A 15,250-nucleotide genomic window follows, 5' to 3' on the forward strand; every position below is an offset into this window, starting at 1 on the left:
ATTGTTTAGTTCCTTTACTCGTTATCAGCTTGGTACGTAATAGCTCCACGCAGCATCGTCATTTTGACCTGCGCATTGAACTGCATTCCCTCGTATGGTGTGTTCGAGGCTTTCGACGCCAACTCTTCCGGCTCTACCGTCCACGGCGAATTCGGGTCGACCAAGGTGAGGTTTGCTGGTTCGCCAGCAGTAATCGGTCTCCCCTGGTCCTCCAGCCTCAAAATCTCAGCTGGTCTCTCACTCATTACCTTTGCGACGAACCGCCAGTCCGCCAACCCCGCTTCAACGAAGACACGCGCGATGATTGCCAGCGATGTCTCGAGCCCCAGCATGCCTGGCTTCGCGTGTTCAAACTCCACACACTTTTCTTCCGAACCGTGCGGGGCATGGTCCGTCGCAACTACGTCAATAATCCCGTTCAGCAAAGCGTCACGAAGCGCAATTGTGTCTCTGTGCTCACGCAGCGGCGGGTTTACCCGGAAGTTTCCGTTAAACGTTTCCAGCTTCTCATCTGTCAACAGCAGATGGTGCGGTGTAACCTCCGCCGTAATCTTTGAGGAATGCTGCTTCGCCAGGCGCAAGAGCTGAACAGTTCCTTCCGTCGAAGCGTGGCAGACGTGGAGACGTCCGCCGTAATCGCGCGACATGATCATATCCCTGGCGACAATCGATTCTTCAGCTACGCGCGGCCATCCACGAAGGCCCAGCTTCGCAGCCATTGGCCCTTCGTGAGCGCTGGCGTCTTCAGTCAGACGGTGATCCTCGGCGTGTTGTGCGAGCAGCACATCATATGCTTTCGCATATTCAATTGCGCGCCGCATGATTTGTGGATCGTTCACGCATTTTCCGTCGTCCGAGAACATACGAACATGGGACTTCGACATCAATCCCATCTCGGTGAGCTGCTTGCCCTCAAGCCCTTGCGTGATAGATCCAACCGGGTACACGTCACACTTACCGTAGCTTTGCCCCTTGTTCCACACCGCTTCAGCAAGGAATGGTTGGTCAATCACCGGCCGCGTATTAGCCATCGTAAACACGGCTGTAAAACCGCCCTTCGCAGCTGCGTCGGAACCTGTGGCGATGGTTTCCGTATCTTCCCTGCCCGGCTCACGGAGGTGGACGTGCATGTCCACCAGGCCAGGCAGCAGCACCCAACCCTGACCATCTAGTACTTCGTCAGCCTTCGAGGTATCGACGTCTTCCCCTACCGAAGCAATCTGCCCATCTTTGATCAGGACGTTTACGGTGGATTCGCCGTATGGCCGAACGTTTGTCAATGCAATTACTGACATTTCTAGCTATCCTCTCCAGCCAACAAAGCGAACAGCACAGCCATTCGCGTATAAACACCATTTGAGACCTGCTGCAGTACAGCAGTATTTTCGCGGTCTGCAACATCAAAGTTGATTTCCATACCGCGCAGCATTGGGCCCGGGTGCATGATGATGGCGCCAGGTTTCATTTGCTGTGCTCGCTGTTTGCTGAGTCCGAACAGCGTGGCGTACTCGCGGTGCGATGGGAAAAACCCGCCATGCATACGCTCTGCCTGAACGCGCAGCATCATTACAACGTCCGCGTCTGGAATCTCGGCATCAAAGTCGTAGCTGATACGGCATGGCCAGTACTCCGCCCCAACTGGCAACAGGGTTGGTGGTGCAACGAGTACGACATCCGCGCCAAGCTTCGACAGCAGTTGCACGTTGGAGCGTGCGACCCTTGAATGCAAAATATCGCCGACAATGATGATTTTCTTGCCGGCGATTTCACCAATCTTCTGACGCATCGTTACCGCATCAAGGAGCGCCTGCGTCGGGTGCTGGTTCTGGCCATCGCCCGCATTGACGACAGATACATTAGGAACCCAGTCAGCAATGAGTTTCGCTGCTCCAGACGATGGGTGGCGAACGACAATGGCGTCAGCGCCGACTGCAGCGATCGTCGAGGCCGTATCCTTCAGCGACTCGCCCTTCTTCACGGAAGAAGAGGACGCAGAAATATTGATGACGTCAGCGCTCATCCACTTACCTGCAGTCTCGAATGAGGAGCGCGTGCGCGTTGAATTCTCGTAAAACAGCGTGAAGATCGTACGTCCACGCAGCGTTGGTAGCTTTTTAATCTCGCGACCCTCGAGGGTTTCTCGGAACCGATCTGCCTCATCCATGATGAGGTGAATGTCGTTAACGCTGAGATCGTCGATCGAAATCAGGTGCTTCATTCGGTGGTGACCTCCTTGGTCAGCGTCACCGCATCGATGTCATCAATTGGGGTCAGAGACACCGTGACATCTTCAGCAATGGCGGTTGGAATGTTCTTGCCAACGTAGTCGGCGCGAATTGGTAGTTGGCGGTGTCCACGATCAACTAGGACTGCAAGCTGAATAGTGCGTGGTCGACCAAGATCTCGCAACGAATCGAGTGCCGCGCGGATGGTCCGACCGGAAAACAAAACATCATCTACGAGGATTATCGTTGCGTTATTGATCTCAACCGGAATGTTCGTCGGCATTAGCGCCCTATGAGGCTTGTCTCGGAGATCGTCTCGGTACAGCGTAATATCCAGGCTGCCTACGGGGACGGTGATCCCGGTAAAAGACTGAATCGCATCCGCGATCCGCTCTGCTAGTGGCACTCCCCCCGAAGGAATACCCAATAGGACTGGAGTGTCTGAAGACTCCGAATCAAGCGCATTCTTTTCAATGATCTGGTGCGCGATGCGTGCAATTGTTCGCTCAACGTCACGCTCATTTAATAGCGCAGACGTCACGCGTTGCTTGTCACTCATCGAACCTCCTTCCCCGCCTCGCTGTGCGGAATTTAAAGGATGTCGAAATTGGTATTTGTCTATGCTGAGACTGGTCAGAATCTTAGCACCTTCACAAAGGCGTCTCGCTATATCAGTCAATAATTCTCTTCACTAGATTGCTCGCTTCCCCTATACAGGTGTACCCGCCAAGTTTTCTCAGGATTCCGCATAGGTAGTTGGCCGACGAATGATTGGTAGGGTTGGAACAATGACGACGCAACAAATCCCTGACCAGCCCAGTCCGGTTTCGCTTGCAGATGTTGCAGCCATTTTTGAAAATGAGGACCTTGAGTACCGCATTGAAGAAAATATTTTGCGAAGCGGATTCGTCAACTGCGCGACTGTGTGCGCTTTGGATGATAGTTATCTGATTTTCGAATCCATTTGGCGCGGTGCTGTGCCACAAGAAATGGCTTCACACTTGCTCTTGGCAATGAACGAACATAACCAAACCCATTTTGCGCCAACCTTGCGTTTCTTCGAAAACGAAACAGGAAGCGATGCACCATCGCTGGCGGTGAGCGCAATCCGTACGACAGACGTCACAAACGGGTTAACACCAGATCAATTGGGCGCATTTATCGTCACATCGATCGAATCAACACTGCAGGCTTTTGATTTTCTGGAAACGTCATTTCCCACGTTAGTGAACTGGAAGGACCCCCACGTTGAGCACTAGTACTTCTACGCCCCAGGTAACGATCGAACGCATCATTGAACAAATGCGGGGTCACGGCATCGAACTGTCCGATGATCCGACAGGGCGCGTCGCGCATGCAAACCTGAATGATTTCCATGTCTTGTTTGTACTCCTGGACACCGTGTTGATCGTCCGCGCCGATGCCGAAACAGACGTTCCTTCCGACTCCACAGATCCCTCACTCTATCTCGCCGCGAACCAGACGAACTCTTCGCTGCTCGGTTGCCGCGCGGTTGTGGCAAACAGAGGGGAGACACTAGTTGTCCGTTCTGAAAGCGAGATACACGTTGCCGCGGGCATGACCGATGAACAACTTTCGAGTGCTCTCCGCCGTAGTGTCGACCAGGTGCTCTATGCACAAAATATGATGAAAGTGCTATCAGAAACGATCGCTGAAGCCGTTCAACGCGGAAACTAAAAAGTGGGAGGCAACGCGTTGATTCGTTGCCTCCCACTTTTTTACAGCGGAAAACTCGTTAAGCTTCCTCGCCCTCCTGACCGTCAGCAGGTTCTTCTGCGTGAGTCTGAGACATTGGAGCATTTTCAGATTGCGATTGAATTACTCCGTCGAGCACCGCGTGGATATACGGCGCCGCTTTCGCGCCTGAGTACTGCGTAGCTAATTCAGCCGCATTCGAGATCGTGATTGGGGCATCAACCTCTGCGTTGAACAGGATCTCCCAGATACCTACGCGCAAGATCTGCCGATCCACTGCGGGGATTCGATCCAACTCCCAATCGCTGCTGAGAAACTTCTCGATTGCGTCGTCAATATCATCGAGCTGAAGGGCCACGCCCTCCACGATGGTCCGGGTATACGGAGCCACCGGGGCAATTTGATTCAGCGGGTTCTGAGACAGCGTCTCTCGGTCTTCGACAATAGCAACCGGGTCGATGTCTCTAGCTTCGGCTTCAAAGAGGATATCGACGGCTCTACGACGCGCACGGTATCGTGCGCCATGGCGTTTGAAATTCTCCATTAGTTGTTCACACGCGAAAGGTATTCACCAGTACGCGTATCAACCTTCACTACATTACCGGTCTCAAGAAACAGTGGGACCTGAATTTCGGCGCCGGTCTCCAGGGTTGCAGGCTTGGTGCCACCGGTGGAGCGATCGCCCTGCAGACCCGGCTCGGTGTGCTCGACCTTGAGATCAACCGAGATCGGTAGTTCTGCAAACAGTGCGTCGCCCTCGTAGAACGAGACCTGGACATGCATGTTTTCCAGCAGGAACTTTGCGGCATCACCGAACTTCTCTTCTGGAAGCTCGAACTGCTCAAAGGTCTTATCGTCCATGACCACGTAGTTGGTCCCGTCGTTGTACAGGTAGGTCATGTCACGACGGTCAACCGTTGCCGTGTCAACCTTAACGCCAGCGTTCCAGGTCTTGTCCACGGTTTTGCCGGAGACAACATCCTTCAACTTAGTACGAACGAAAGCTGGGCCTTTACCGGGCTTCACATGCTGGAACTCAACAATCTGCTGGAGTTTCCCATCTACCAACAGAACCAAACCGTTTTTAAAATCAGCAGTAGTTGCCACTTGAAGCCTTCCTTCTTTCTAACAATAGATGTGCTCTCGCAATCACAATTATGCTACAGCACGATGAGTTCCTTGGGGAACTGGGTGATAATACGTGGTGCACCGCTGGTGATAATCAGGGTGTCCTCAATTCGGACACCTCCCTTCCCAGGAACGTAAATACCCGGTTCGATGGTCAAGGTCATCGATGGTTCTAGCTCTCCAGTGCCAGTCAGCGCCGCGTATGGTCCCTCGTGCACATCCAACCCGATACCGTGACCCGTCGAGTGCACGAAGTATTCGCCGTAGCCCGCGTCTTCAATGATGCTTCTACATGCTTTGTCTACGTCGACTAACTTCGCACCTGCAACAGCCGCCTCGACACCTGCTTGCTGGGATTCACGAGTAACCTCGTAGATTTCGCGGAGAAACGCAGAAGGTTCCCCCACCGCAAACGTTCTTGTCATGTCGGAGTTGAATCCTGCACGGTACATTCCGAAATCAATCGTGACAAAGTCACCGTCTTCGATCACGCGGTCAGAGGCACCATGGTGTGGCTTAGCCGAATTCAAACCCGACGCGACAATCGTGTCAAAGCTCGGGCGATCAGCGCCAAGCAATCGCATCCGGTATTCCAAGTTGGCAGCGACTTGGCGCTCTGACTGTCCTGCTGCGAGCTCACCGGCGTCAACTAGTTCGCGAAGCGCTGTCGATGCCAGCTCCGCGGCCTCAGCCAAGCGTTGAAGCTCCAGTTCATCTTTCACTAACCGAATTCCCTCGATTTGTTGCGTGACAGGCACCAAGGTCACGCCTTCAGGACAAGCCTGCTTCAGAGCTTCAAGCTGCGATGCACTGACATAGTCTGCTTCGTACCCAACGCGGTGTCCCTCTACAACTGCGCTCAGCAGTTCGGTGGCGACTTTTCGAGTGATCGTCGCCTCAATATCAGGAACTTCTTCTGCGACCTGCGTCGCATATCGCCCGTCTGTTGTGATACGGGCTGAGCGGTCTTTGGAGATCAATAGCGCACCATTGGAACCAGAGAACCCAGACAAGTAACGGACATGCGTCAAATGGGTTACTAACATGTCGTCGATCCGGTGACCAGCTAAAAGAGACGCCAGCTTACGGCGCCGGTTTTCAAATCGAGTATCTGCTAAACCCATTGAGACTCCTTCAAGTCGTTGATAAATACTTGCATTGCAAGCTCGTAACCTTCCAGACCAAGACCGGCAATTACGCCACGCGCTACCGGCGACAAATACGAATGATGTCGGAAAGCCTCACGCGAGAAAATATTCGAAATGTGCACCTCCACAAACCCCGGACCGTCTCCCAACTCAACAACAGCATCGCGCAGCGCCACTGATGTATGCGTAAAACCGCCCGGATTAATGATGACAGGCCATTTACTGTCAGCCGCCTCGTGCACCCAATCGATCAAGTCGCCCTCGTGGTTGGACTGACGAACCTCAACATCCACGCCTGCCGCTGTAGCCTTGCTCTGCAGCCGCTGTGTGAGTGTCTCCAAGGTTTCGGCGCCATAGATTTCGGGCTGCCGCTTGCCGAGTCTATCCAAGTTTGGTCCGTTGAGAACAAGGATCATCATCGCGCTAGTCCCCCATCATGGCTTCGTAAGCAGCACGCATCTCTTCTTTGGTGGCATCTTCGATTCGTGTACAAGAACCGATACCATCGAGTACCACGAACCGAATGTGCCCGTTCTTATTCTTCTTATCGCGGGTCATTCCCTCATAGAGCTCATCGAACACGCCATGTTCGTAGCGCGTTGGCAACCCAGCCGCTTCAAGGATCGTACGGTGTAGCGAAACAACCGATTCGTCGATAAGTCCCCGCTGCAGCGCAAGGTACGCAACGAACATCATTCCCACAGCAACAGCATTTCCGTGCCGCCAACGATACTGCTCGCGTCGCTCGATTGCATGACCAAGCGTGTGCCCATAGTTCAAGATTTCACGGAGCCCCGACTCTTTGAGGTCCTTGGAGACAACGCCTGCTTTGACAGCGACAGAGCGCTCGATGAGCTCAGGCCAGTGACGAGAGGCACCCTCCTGGAATAGATCCAAAATCTTTGGGTCAGCGATAAAACCCGTCTTGATCAACTCCGCGGAGCCAGACACGATCTCTTCTTCTGGAAGGGTGTACACGCGTTCCAAGTCGATGAAGACGCCCTTCGGCTCATGAAATGCACCGACCAGGTTCTTACCTTCCGCTGTGTTCATCCCAGTCTTCCCGCCTACTGCGGCGTCCACCATTGCTAGCAATGTAGTTGGGACATGCACGACGTCAATGCCACGCATCCAAGTAGCAGCGATAAATCCACCCATATCAGTTGCTGCACCGCCGCCCACAGTGACCACGGCGTCCTGCCTCGAGAAACCGGCACGCCCAAGAACATCCCAAAGTTCACTTGCAACCGCAATGCTCTTGCCGTCCTCCGCATCAGGGACGGCCGCCAGGTGGGGTTCAATGTTATTGTTTTCTAAGTCTTGCGCGATACTTCGTGCAACGGCAGCTAGCGGAGGCTGATGCACGATCAGAGCCTTTCTCGCCCCGAGCGCCTGCACGTGATTACCGACCATCATAGTTGTGTCGTGGTCGATGAAGACCTGATACGGCTGGGGCCCACAAACATCCACTACTGCCATGACTTGCCTCTCTTCTCTCTAGGAATCGTTCTATTCGCTATCGATGACGCCTAACACTTCAGCAACGATGCGCTGTGGCGGACGATCGTCAGTGCGGACGCGGTAGTCAGCAACCTCGCGGTAGAAAGGCTCACGTTCAGTAAGCAACGCCTGGTAACGCGCTTCAGGGTCTTCTGCTGCCAGCACTGGACGAGTCCCGTCTCCTGCAGTCCGTCGAGTGCCCTCTTTCACCCCGACGTCAACCCACACGACAAGGTGGTTTTCTAACAGGGCTCTCGTCTCAGGCCGAACCACAGCGCCACCGCCTAGGCTCACAACGCCCTTGCACCCTAATACCTGCTTCACAACCTCATGCTCAAGATCACGAAACGCATCCTCCCCCAACGATGCATAGACTTCACCGCACGGTTTACACTCAGCTTGTTCGATTATCGAATCAGAATCCACGAACTGAAGGTTCAATGCCCTCCCTAATCGACGCCCAATCGTCGTCTTCCCAGCGCCTGGAGGGCCAACAAGCACGACTTTTGGAATACCGGACTCGCACGACCCTAGAACCTCATCTACGGCTGGTCGGGAACCTGTATCTGCGTTCACAGTCATCCTTTCTTTGCGGACTACTCCCCATCAAAACGGAAGCGCTGCGCAACGTATTGCTGATACGACGCAATGTTACGCCTCAACTCGTCGAGACTGTCCCCACCGAACTTTTTCAATGTCGCTTCCGCAAGCACAAGTGCCACCATCGCCTCTGCGACCACGCCTCCCGCTGGGACAGCACAGATATCGGATCGCTGATGAATACCCGTGGCCTCCGCGCCGGTAGCCATATCGATAGATTGCAACGCGCGAGGCACCGTAGAAATCGGCTTGAAAGCAGCTCGCACACGAAGCTGCTCACCGTTGGTCATACCACCCTCAAGACCACCGGCTCGGTTAGACAGCCGCTGAACCCGGCCATCTTTCAACGTAATCTCGTCGTGCGCTTGCGACCCTCTGCGCGTAGCAGTCTCAAAACCATCTCCGATTTCGACGCCCTTCACGGATTGAATGCTCATCAAGGCGCCCGCAAGCTGAGCGTCGAGGCGTGCTTCCCCAGAGATGTGGGAGCCCAGGCCGATAGGGAGGCCGTCGACAATTACCTCGACGACTCCACCCAAGGTGTCCCCTGATTTCTTTGCGGATTCGATACACGCAACCATCGAGGCTTCTGCTTCCTTGCTCGCGGCACGTACCGGGGAGGCGTCGATAGCATCAATGTCAGCAAACGAAGGCAACACGTCACGATCAGGCACTGAGTCCCCAATTGAAACCACGTGCGAAAACACCTCAACGCCCAGGGCCTCACGCAAAAGCGCACGCGCAACCGCTCCTGCGGCGACTCGCGCAGCCGTCTCACGTGCTGACGAACGCTCAAGCACAGGTCGTGCCGAATCGAATCCGTATTTGATCATGCCTGGAAGATCCGCATGCCCTGGTCGCGGACGAGTCAACTTTGCACCACGCCCAGACGACATGGCCTTCTGCACATCTTCATTCGAAGTATCCAACGGATGCGGAGACATAATCGTCGTCCACTTTGGCCACTCTGTATTGCCGATCTGAATCGCGATCGGACTACCAATCGTGGTGCCGTGCACAACTCCAGCGAGCAGCTCCAGCTTGTCTTGCTCAAACTTCATCCGCGCGCCGCGTCCATACCCGAGACGGCGACGAGCGAGCTGATGTGCGATCTCCTGCTCAGTAATTGGCACGCCAGCAGGCATATCCTCAACAAGTGCTATCAGGGCTTGGCCGTGGGATTCTCCGGCAGTGGTCCAGCGAAACATGATGGCTATTCTGTCACACTTCTCATGAGAAGATGCAGTTTCCAGCATAGATTCCAATTACTGCCCAACTCGCCAACACCATCGACGGGCCATGTGGAACACGGCGAGACCTCACGAGTAACGCGAAACATACCGTGCAGAAGCTGCTTATAAACAACGCCACAATAACACCGATGAATCCCCCAGCCGCTGCTGAAGCAACTCCCAGTGGAAGCGCGAGTTTGATGTCACCGCCACCAATGCCCTGTCCAAACAGCAAATAGGTAGCAGGCCAAAGCATACCCACAGATAAGAAGGGCTCGAACGCGACGGCAATGACAGCTACAACGCACAGTGGCAACGTGAGCCAATTAGGCAACCTCGTGTATTTCAGGTCGTACCAGCATGTCAGTATCGACCAGGCCAACCCCAGAGCGACCGCGCCCCAAACAGCTCCCCCCGCCATCTTCTAGTGACTTTGCTGCTCTAACGCGGTCCAATGCTCCACGAGCGCCGTTTCCATTTCGTCACGCGGCGCATTGCGTCCCGTGAACTGTTCGAACTGTGAGAACGCCTGCCCCGCTAGCATCGTCAGCCCCCCGACTGCTTTGTAACCGTTCGCGGCAGATTGGGATACCAGCGGAGTCGGCCACGGATCATATATGACATCCAGCAACGGGGCGTGAGCCAGCTGCTGAACATAGGGCCGCAGCGTATCTGCGGGGACAGTCGAAACAACCACGTCAGCAGCAGCCGTAACTTTGAAAAGATCACTGTCAAAAGATACGAAGTTGCACCTAATGCCTTCCGTCAGTCCTCGAAGCTCGCCGCTCCTATCTGAACGATTGATAACAGTAATTTCCTCAACCCCTCGTTCCCGAAGGGCCCAAATCACAGCCCGAGAAGTACCGCCGGCGCCGATCACAACCGCTCGTTGGATATCTGCTCCGCCAAGCAAACGGCGAAGCGCGTACAGCACTCCTTCGCAGTCAGTGTTATCCGCCCGCCACCCCTGGTGCGTGCGGACCAGGGTGTTCGCGGACCCGATCGCAATTGCCCGATCGGTTGCCCGATCCGCAACCTTTAACGCGGCAAACTTGCCGGGCATCGTAACTGAAAACCCTTGGAAACTCTCGTCCGCCTCAAGCACGACCCTGGGAAGGTCTGCTTCGACGCACTCAATCCTTGTGTAACGCCAATCATCGAGCCCCAGAGCCTTATACCCAGCGTGGTGCAAGACCGGTGAGAGTGAATGCTTAATCGGGGAACCGAGGACGGCTGCTTGGTACATTACTGCTCCCGATTTCCTTCGCGCTGAGAATCGAGAATGCCAGAGTCATACGCGCGCTGCGTATCCTCCAAATGCTTATCAAAAGTGCGGTTAAAGACTGTCGTGCCATCCTTATCGATGGTCACAAAGAACAGCCAATCACCTTCTGCAGGCCGCTCCATCGCCTCAATTGCTTCCATCGATGGTGATGCAATCGGCGTTTGCGGTAGTCCATCCATCGCGTACGTGTTCCAAGGAGTGACCCGCTCACGGTCCTCACGTGACGTCGCAACCTCAACAGAGGGCAACCCATAGTTGACGGTCGAATCAAACTCGAGACGCATAGGCTCTTTGAGACGGTTCAGGATAACTCGAGCCACCTTATCGAACTCTCCGGCGGGAGCCTCACGCTCAACCAGAGATGCAGCTACGACGAGTTCGTACGGAGTCAATCCAACTGACTTTGCCCTCGTGACTATGTCTGTCGCTTCATACTGCTTTGCAGATCGCGTAATCAAATCAGTGAGCACGGCCTCGGCAGACGCCCCTGGATCCACGATGTACTCACCCGGAGCAATAAGTCCTTCAAGACGTTTCGCGTCTCCCGCTCGAGCGTTCACTACCTCGAGTGCCCACTCTGGAACGCCGAGGCTCGCCGGATCCGCATCGGCCGCAACGTGGTGCAGCTCTTCAACAGTAACGCAACCAGGTTTAACTTCCTCACCACAAGAAACTTGCTGAATCATGGACAAGATACCAAGACGCCGTTGCCCACCAACTACGTTGACATCCATGAGCGTTGCACCCCCATAAACCTGTAGTGGCGTCACGCGCTTGGATGGGTCAAGCAGCGCAGCCACGGCGCTGTCCGCACTCATCTCACCTTCCAAGCGGTAAAATCCAGGCTGAATGTTGTCCGAGTCCGCATTATTCGCAGCTGCAGTCTGGAACGCTCCGTTCGAAGCAACAATGCCACGTTCTTCAAGCTCAGGACCCAGCGACGAAATGTTCGAGCCCTCGGGGATCTCGACGACTTGTTCCTCACCATTACCGGTACCGTTAAAATCGGCGTTCGTGCCGTTACGCATCACCGCGATCCAGGCAATCAATCCAATGATCAGCAAGATCGACGTTACGAGCACCGCCGTGCCCCGTGTACGTCGTTTCGAGGTTGTTGGGGTCGTCACGATTGATTCTCCTTGAAGTAATTCGTTCGGCCGTCCAGCCAGGATTGCAAAATCTCAACCGCCGCAGCTTGATCAATCACACTACGACCAGCGCGCTCGTTCACGCCGCTCGCACGCAAGGCGTGAGCTGCAGCAACAGTTGTTAGACGTTCATCAGCCATTCTTACGGGAAGCCCAGATCGTCGCCTAATCCGGAACGCGATCTCTTTCGCGTGTTTGACGCTACGTGAGCCGTGACCTTTTAAATCGCGTGGCAGACCAACAACAACTTCAACGATCTTGTACTCGTCGATGATGTCGATGATTCTATCGATATCTGCTCCGTCGCGATCTTTAAATCCTGTAACACGGGCAACAGTCTCAAGTGGAGTCGCTAGCTTTGCATCACGGTCTGACGATGCGACACCGATACGAACTGTACCGACGTCAATTCCGAGGCGACGTCCCGGCCCGGGATCTTGAACCCCGGGGCGATCGGGCTGCACCGTCATACCATCACTCCAACCGTTTACTCTGTGCCTTCCCTTAAAACCTACTGGTTTTTTGGGACAACGGATATCCAAATACGGCGTGTCGCACTATTGATCCGTGCTTACGGGGCTTAGGCACCAAGTACGTCGCGGATTGCCTTGAAGCCGGCATCGATACCATCAGCGGAAGAGCCGGAGCCCTGAGCAAGGTTCGGCTTGCCGCCACCGCGCCCGTTGACGTATTCACCGAAGGACTTCACAAGTTCGCCAGCCTTGATCCCGCTCTCTACCGCCGCACTGGTAGCTGCAAACACGAACGGCACCTTGCCGCCGTTATCAGAGGCCAGCGCAATGACCGCGGCCTCACCTTCCAGCTTGCCGCGTAGGTCGTTCGCCAAGGTGCGAACATCGCCAGCTTCGATACCGTCGGGCAGCTTCGCAGCAATCACCTTGTACGCACCGATGGTCTCTGCGCGGTCCAAGAACTCGCCAGTCTTCAACAGCAACTGCTGACGGTGCAAATTCTCAATCTCTTTTTCAGCAGCTCGGAGCCGCTCTGTGAGCTGCGCAATGCGCTCCGGCAGCTGGCCTGTTGGAGTCTTGAGCTCGGCAGCGAGCCCCGAGGCCAGTGCAGCTTCTTTCGAAAAGTACTGGAAGGAGTCCATGCCGGAGTACGCCTCGATACGGCGTGCGCCAGAGCCAACAGAAGACTCGCCGAGCACAGCAACAGGTCCAATCTGTGACGAGTGCTCAACGTGTGTACCACCGCACAGCTCAATAGAGAACGGCCCGCCGATCTCTACCACCCGCACCTGGTCACCGTAGTTCTCGCCGAATAGCGCCATCGCGCCCATTTCCTTCGCCTTTGATAGCGAAGTTTCGATGGTGTTAACCGCGAAGTCTGCGTCCACCGCCTGGTTCGTAATGGTTGCAATCTCCTGGAGCTGAGCATCAGTCAGCTGTTCGGTGTAGTTGAAGTCGAAACGCAGGTAGCCAGGCTTGTTCATCGAACCAGCCTGGACAGCGGTTGGGCCGAGCACCTGACGTAGCGCAGCGTGAATGAGGTGGGTAGCGGTATGCGCCTGTCGCGCCCCATGACGCCACTTCTCATCAACTTCAGCTTGTACCTGATCGCCGAGGCCAATGCCGCCATGTTCCACGGTTGCCTTGTGCACCCACAGTTTCTTGCCGATCTTCTGCACGTCATGAACTTGCAACATCGTATCGCCGACGCGAATCAGACCGCGGTCGGCCATCTGGCCGCCGGCTTCGGCGTACATCGGAGTGACGTCGAGAATAACCTCGACCTCATCGCCTTCCGCAGCCTCGTTCACCTTGTCACCGTCGCGGACGAGACCGAGAACTCGGGCATCATGCTCAAGTTCTGAATAGCCCACAAACTCGGTCGGGTGGTTGTCCACCCACTCCCGATAGAGCGATTCATCAACGTTACGGTGCTTCTTCGCTTTATTGTCAGCCTTCGCCCGAGCTCGCTGCTCCTGCATGGCGGAGTTAAATGCGTCCATATCGACGTCAAGTCCGGCCTCATGCGCCATCTCCAACGTCAAGTCAATTGGGAAACCGTACGTGTCGTGGAGTTCGAATGCCTGCTGACCAGGCAGAGTCTTCGCTCCGGATGCACGCAGTTGCTCGACGGTTTCGTCGAATCGGTGTGTACCGGATTCGAGGGTCTTCAAGAAGGCACGTTCTTCAGCCAAAGCAACCCGCAGGATACGTTCCCGGTTCTTCGCGATCTCCGGGAACGACGGCGTCATTGTATCCATAATGGTGTTCATGAAGACCTCAAGCACGTTCCCAGTTGCGCCTAGAAGACGTGCAGAGCGAACAATTCGGCGCAGCAAGCGGCGCAGAATGTAACCGCGCCCCTCGTTCGACGGCGTAACACCATCGAGAATGATCATCATGCCTGTACGCGAGTGGTCCGCAATCACGCGGAACCTTACATCATCTTCGTGCACTCCTGCGTCGTACTTAGTGCCGGTAAGCTCAACTGCCGCGTCAATAACGGGGCGGAGCAGATCTGTTTCATACACATTGTCGACGCCCTGCAGCAGGCAGGCAACGCGTTCGATGCCTAGCCCGGTATCGATGTTCTTCTTTGGCAGCTCTCCGACGAGCTCAAAGTTGCCCTTCTTGTCGCCCTCACCGCGAATCGACTCCATGAAGACCAAGTTCCAGATCTCCATGTAGCGGTTATCGTCAGCGATTGGCCCGCCCTCTTTACCGTATTCAGGGCCACGGTCATAGTAGATCTCCGAGCACGGACCACATGGCCCAGGAATACCCATGGACCAGAAGTTGTCCTCCATGCCCATTCGCTGGATATGCGACGGATCTACCCCAATCTTGTTTTCCCAAATCGAAGCAGCCTCGTCGTCATCCAGATACACCGTCACCCACAGCCGCTCTGGGTCGAGGCCGTAACCGCCATCCTCTACGCTGCCCGTCAGCAGCTCCCATGCGTGAGTAATCGCGCCTTCCTTGAAATACTGGCCGAAGGAGAAGTTGCCGGCCATCTGGAAAAACGTATTGTGGCGAGTCGTGATACCTACTTCTTCAATATCAAGCGTTCTCACGCACTTTTGAATCGAAGTCGCTTTCCCATGTTCAAAGGGAGGGTTCTGTTGGCCAAGAAAATACGGCTTGAACGGAACCATGCCCGCATTCACGAACAGCAGTGTCGGATCGTCCAAGATAAGCGATGCGCTCGGAACTGGTGTATGTCCTGCACGAACGAAGTGCTGCGTAAAGCGCTCACGAATCTCATGGGTTTGCACGGAGTAGTTTCCTTTCAAGTT

The 15,250-nt window shown here is 54.9% G+C and carries 17 protein-coding genes; 2 read left to right on the forward strand and 15 right to left on the reverse strand.

Translation table 11 applies throughout. The annotated features are described in order from the left end of the window. Positions 1-14: 14 nt before the first annotated feature. Genes R0V12_RS01110 through pyrR form a run of 3 tightly spaced genes read right to left on the reverse strand, consistent with a single transcriptional unit; the run spans position 15 to position 2,784 of the window. Entirely contained in the window at positions 15-1,295 is a 1,281-nt protein-coding gene (locus tag R0V12_RS01110) for a dihydroorotase (protein WP_070362401.1), read from the reverse strand. 2 nt (positions 1,296-1,297) lie between these two features. Continuing rightward, positions 1,298-2,218: an aspartate carbamoyltransferase catalytic subunit gene (locus R0V12_RS01115; protein ID WP_070362400.1), complete on the reverse strand. Its 921-nt coding sequence runs from the start codon at positions 2,216-2,218 to the stop codon at positions 1,298-1,300. After that, the gene (pyrR, locus tag R0V12_RS01120) at positions 2,215-2,784 is read right to left on the reverse strand and encodes a bifunctional pyr operon transcriptional regulator/uracil phosphoribosyltransferase PyrR (RefSeq protein WP_070362399.1); all 570 of its coding nucleotides are present in this window, start codon (positions 2,782-2,784) and stop codon (positions 2,215-2,217) included. Before pyrR ends, R0V12_RS01115 begins: the two co-directional genes overlap by 4 nt. Before the next feature lie 229 nt (positions 2,785-3,013). Here pyrR and R0V12_RS01125 point away from each other — a divergent pair, with 229 nt between their 5' ends. Next, on the forward strand, positions 3,014-3,484 hold the full coding sequence (locus R0V12_RS01125) for a type III secretion system chaperone family protein (protein WP_070362398.1): 471 nt from the start codon (positions 3,014-3,016) through the stop codon (positions 3,482-3,484). After that, complete coding sequence (locus R0V12_RS01130; protein ID WP_070477049.1) at positions 3,474-3,923, forward strand: YbjN domain-containing protein; 450 nt, start codon at positions 3,474-3,476, stop codon at positions 3,921-3,923. Before R0V12_RS01125 ends, R0V12_RS01130 begins: the two co-directional genes overlap by 11 nt. Before the next feature lie 58 nt (positions 3,924-3,981). Here R0V12_RS01130 and nusB read toward each other — a convergent pair whose 3' ends face one another. The 12 genes from nusB to alaS form a co-directional block, all read right to left on the reverse strand. After that, a complete protein-coding gene (gene nusB, locus R0V12_RS01135) occupies positions 3,982-4,485 on the reverse strand; it encodes a transcription antitermination factor NusB (protein ID WP_070362396.1) in 504 nt (167 codons plus the stop codon). After that, positions 4,485-5,048 (reverse strand): elongation factor P, encoded by a 564-nt coding sequence (gene efp, locus R0V12_RS01140; protein WP_070362395.1) that lies wholly within the window; start codon positions 5,046-5,048, stop codon positions 4,485-4,487. Before efp ends, nusB begins: the two co-directional genes overlap by 1 nt. 53 nt (positions 5,049-5,101) lie before the next feature. Further along, positions 5,102-6,193, reverse strand: coding sequence for an aminopeptidase P family protein (locus R0V12_RS01145; RefSeq protein WP_070477047.1), 1,092 nt, complete (start codon positions 6,191-6,193; stop codon positions 5,102-5,104). Next, positions 6,184-6,636, reverse strand: coding sequence for a type II 3-dehydroquinate dehydratase (aroQ, locus tag R0V12_RS01150; protein WP_070477045.1), 453 nt, complete (start codon positions 6,634-6,636; stop codon positions 6,184-6,186). The genes R0V12_RS01145 and aroQ overlap by 10 nt, the downstream gene beginning before the upstream one ends. A 4-nt stretch (positions 6,637-6,640) precedes the next feature. Continuing rightward, a complete protein-coding gene (aroB, locus tag R0V12_RS01155; protein ID WP_070477044.1) occupies positions 6,641-7,696 on the reverse strand; it encodes a 3-dehydroquinate synthase in 1,056 nt (351 codons plus the stop codon). 30 nt (positions 7,697-7,726) lie between these two features. Further along, positions 7,727-8,230: a shikimate kinase gene (locus R0V12_RS01160; protein ID WP_070363510.1), complete on the reverse strand. Its 504-nt coding sequence runs from the start codon at positions 8,228-8,230 to the stop codon at positions 7,727-7,729. 83 nt (positions 8,231-8,313) lie between these two features. Next, positions 8,314-9,525 (reverse strand): chorismate synthase, encoded by a 1,212-nt coding sequence (aroC, locus tag R0V12_RS01165; RefSeq protein WP_070477042.1) that lies wholly within the window; start codon positions 9,523-9,525, stop codon positions 8,314-8,316. Positions 9,526-9,547: 22 nt separating this feature from the next. After that, entirely contained in the window at positions 9,548-9,970 is a 423-nt protein-coding gene (locus R0V12_RS01170) for a prepilin peptidase (RefSeq protein ID WP_083290772.1), read from the reverse strand. Positions 9,971-9,973: 3 nt separating this feature from the next. Beyond that, the gene (locus tag R0V12_RS01175; protein WP_070477039.1) at positions 9,974-10,795 is read right to left on the reverse strand and encodes a shikimate dehydrogenase; all 822 of its coding nucleotides are present in this window, start codon (positions 10,793-10,795) and stop codon (positions 9,974-9,976) included. Beyond that, a complete protein-coding gene (gene mltG / locus R0V12_RS01180) occupies positions 10,795-11,961 on the reverse strand; it encodes an endolytic transglycosylase MltG (RefSeq protein WP_070477037.1) in 1,167 nt (388 codons plus the stop codon). Before mltG ends, R0V12_RS01175 begins: the two co-directional genes overlap by 1 nt. Next, positions 11,958-12,452: a Holliday junction resolvase RuvX gene (gene ruvX / locus R0V12_RS01185; RefSeq protein ID WP_070362388.1), complete on the reverse strand. Its 495-nt coding sequence runs from the start codon at positions 12,450-12,452 to the stop codon at positions 11,958-11,960. Before ruvX ends, mltG begins: the two co-directional genes overlap by 4 nt. A gap of 110 nt (positions 12,453-12,562) precedes the next feature. Next, on the reverse strand, positions 12,563-15,229 hold the full coding sequence (alaS, locus tag R0V12_RS01190; RefSeq protein ID WP_320072691.1) for an alanine--tRNA ligase: 2,667 nt from the start codon (positions 15,227-15,229) through the stop codon (positions 12,563-12,565). Positions 15,230-15,250 lie beyond the last annotated feature (21 nt).

The sequence above is a fragment of the Corynebacterium sp. UMB2355A genome (assembly GCF_033877495.1).
Lineage (GTDB): Bacteria > Actinomycetota > Actinomycetes > Mycobacteriales > Mycobacteriaceae > Corynebacterium > Corynebacterium pseudogenitalium.